Origin of the sequence: Gordonia sp. (in: high G+C Gram-positive bacteria) (genome assembly GCF_049299075.1) — a bacterium.
GTDB lineage: Bacteria > Actinomycetota > Actinomycetes > Mycobacteriales > Mycobacteriaceae > Gordonia.
In genome coordinates this window covers 1-2,774 of record NZ_JBAQWU010000413.1, presented here as the reverse complement: position 1 = coordinate 2,774, position 2,774 = coordinate 1, and the positions used below count along the sequence as shown (strand labels likewise).

Sequence of the window (2,774 nt, the reverse complement as noted above, 5' to 3'; positions counted from 1 at the left end):
CCGGCTTTGCGGTAGCCGCCCCGGTCACTGAGTTCCACATACAGCGTGGCGTCGAAGACCTGCCGCCGCCGCAGCGTGGCTTCCCGCGCATCCAGTAGATCGAGCAGACCATCCTCCGACTCCGGCGCCAGGGCCACCGACTGCAAGCGCACCTCGGCCGCATCCTGGACCGCCAGCAACTGCGCCGCCGACAAACCATCGACGACAGCAGCCGCGTCGAATCCCGAACCTCCGTCCACAGTGGGTGGAGCAGCGTCATTGTTCATGACGGCCACCTCCTGCCAGGTCGGTATTGGGGCTGGTCAAGCCCGATAGTGCATCCCTATTCTCAGAATAACGCACACCATGTAGTGAAAGCAACAGTACTCTCGAACTTTCTTTCGAAATGCCTGAACTGGTGGGAGTCTAGTGACCTCACGGTGGTGGCTATCGGATGCTCAGGACGTGCGCGGTGGCGGGGTGATTCCGGCAGCGTCTGGTGAGCGTCGCCGCGATGGCGGCGCCGGTGATCAGCACCGAACCTGGGCGCTGACGCACCACTGCCAGGACCGTTCCGGCGAGAATGAGCACGCCGCAGATCCGGGTGGCGAGGCCGATGCCGGTGGTTGGCGTTCGGTCCTGGTGTCGGTCATGGTGACTTGGACATTCCCGGGTCCGTTGACCGCCGCGCCGAAGTGCACCGGGGCGCTGGCCGCGCGCCAGGGATCCGGTCATGCATTCAGTGCCTCGCGCGTCGGGGGCGGCGGCGCAGGGCGACGCCGCCGGTGCCGAGAAGGAAGATGACGACAGCGACCGCGCCGAACCACACCAGCGCACCGTCCTTTCCCCACGGCGGCGTCATCACCAGGAACTGGCCGGTGCCCCAGATCCCGTTGAGGAAGGGCATGTACGCCTGGACTTTGCCGCCGTTCGGGATGAAGATGATTGCGTCCTCGACGATGGCGATCCAGAACAGCAAGACCGCGACCGCCGCGGCCGGATGACCGATCAGCCCGGCCAGTCCGATGCCAAACCCGCAGGCGAAGAAGGCGTAGATCGGCACCGTGAGGAGGAACCGGACGCCGATCATGGAAGTTAGGTCGACGTCGCCGTACACCTCGGGGAAGGCCACCGGGAGCACCGCCATCAGGAACGCAATCAGCCCGAGTGAGACGGCAGCGGTGAGCAGTCCGTAGTACAGCCAGCGGGCCAGGGTCGAGGTCCACGAGCGTGGGTACAGGTAGCGGTCGACATCGCCGAGTGCCCCGCGCATGCTGCTCGCCTGCGCGTAGGTGGCGATCAGGGCGCCAGCCACCGCGCCGAAGTTGAGGACCCAGTACGCCGAGTTCTCGGTCGGGAACGCCGCGACGGATATCTCCGTGCTGTTCAGCGCGGCGATCCGTTCGGATGCGTAGGCGATGCCGAACGTGATGAGCAACGGGAGCACGATGACGCCGGGAATGCCGGCGTAGACCAGCAGGCTGCGCAGGCCGCCGGCGCGGATGTGCTCGGCGGCGATGCCACGCGCGATCTGGCCGGGGGCGGTGAGGTGTGGTTTCGACACAGGCCTCGTTCCTCGGCCCGGCGCAACCGCCGAACTGGGATGAGCGATCGCGACGGACTGCTTAGCCATGGAGCACGCCGATCGCGGCGAGGTAGGCGTCCTCGAGGTCGTTGTGGACGCCCTGGAAGTCGGGGACCGAGACTGCGGGCGCGGCGGTCTTGTTGTTGATCAGCACGATCGCGTCCGCGCTGCGGGCCACCTCGCCGAGCAGGTGTGAGGCGACCAGCACGGCGCGCCCCTCGGCGGCCAGCCCGGTGAGCAGCGTCCGCAGCCAGACGATGCCCTCCACGTCGAGCCCGTTCAGCGGCTCGTCAAATACGAGCGTGCCCGCATCGGGTAGCAGCGCCGAGGCGATTCCCAGCCGCTGCCGCATACCGAGCGAATAGTCGCCGGTGCGCCGGGTGCCGTAGGCGTCGAGCCCGGTACGCGCTACGACGTCGTCGATCCGGCTCTTGTCGATTCCGGCGGCGGCGGCGAGCCAACGCAGATGTCGTCGTGCGGTGTGCCCGGGGTGGACCGGTTCGGTGCCCAGATGCATACCGAGCCCGCGGGCCGGGGAACTAAGACGGCGAATCGGGATGTCGTCGATCTTTACGGTCCCGGCCGTCGGTGAGGTGATCCCGCAGACGGTGCGCAGGAGCGTCGACTTGCCCGCTCCGTTGGGGCCCAGGAGGTACACCAACTGGCCGCCCGGCACCGTCAGGTCGACATCGCGCAGGATGCTCCGCCCGCCGAGATCGACGCGCAGACCGCGGACCTCGATGCGGTGGTCAGGCATTCAGGCGTTGCAGTAGACGTTCAGGCCGACGGTCTTGACGCCCTGGCAGATCGAATTGTTGGCCAGGCGCCAGTTGCCGCCGACCTTTGTGAACTCGACGGTGGTGTTGACGGTGGGGCGGCCGGCCGACTGGGCCTGCAGCTTCGCATAGATGGTGTCGCCGCTGCGGCCGGTGATCTCGGTGACCGCGTTGGAGCCGCGCGGGGCGCGGAACAGGCCGAGGTTGTAGACGGTCCGCGGCACGACGACCGCGTCCATCCCGCCCTCCAAATTGCGGGCCTTGGCCTCATCGGAGGCGGGCGTCTCCACCAGGAACTCGATGATGTTGTCGAGATCGGCGACCGACGGGTTCGCCGCGGTCACGGTGAAGTCGGCTGGCAGCGCAGAGGCGGCCGGGGCGGTCAGAGTCAGACCGATGAGGGCGGCGGCCGCGGCTGCCGCGGCGATCAGCAG

The 2,774-nt window shown here is 67.7% G+C and carries 4 protein-coding genes and 1 pseudogene; all 5 read right to left on the bottom strand.

From position 1 onward, the window contains the following. A pseudogene (locus WAW85_RS13230) lies at positions 1-266 on the bottom strand (hypothetical protein); the annotation flags it as partial. A gap of 160 nt (positions 267-426) precedes the next feature. Beyond that, positions 427-714, bottom strand: coding sequence for a hypothetical protein (locus tag WAW85_RS13225; RefSeq protein WP_422560069.1), 288 nt, complete (start codon positions 712-714; stop codon positions 427-429). Between the two features lie 4 nt (positions 715-718). Next, a complete protein-coding gene (locus WAW85_RS13220; protein ID WP_422560068.1) occupies positions 719-1,543 on the bottom strand; it encodes an ABC transporter permease in 825 nt (274 codons plus the stop codon). A gap of 61 nt (positions 1,544-1,604) precedes the next feature. Further along, a complete protein-coding gene (locus tag WAW85_RS13215; RefSeq protein ID WP_422560067.1) occupies positions 1,605-2,321 on the bottom strand; it encodes an ABC transporter ATP-binding protein in 717 nt (238 codons plus the stop codon). Further along, positions 2,322-2,774: hypothetical protein (locus WAW85_RS13210; RefSeq protein ID WP_422560066.1), on the bottom strand; the 453-nt coding region annotated here is incomplete at its 5' end. It abuts the gene before it with no gap.

Excerpts from the sequence above, each read along its gene's own strand:
- WAW85_RS13225 (WP_422560069.1), bottom strand. The coding sequence starts at position 714 with ATGACCGGATCCCTGGCGCGCGGCCAGCGCCCCGGTGCACTTCGGCGC.
- WAW85_RS13215 (WP_422560067.1), bottom strand. The coding sequence starts at position 2,321 with ATGCCTGACCACCGCATCGAGGTCCGCGGTCTGCGCGTCGATCTCGGC.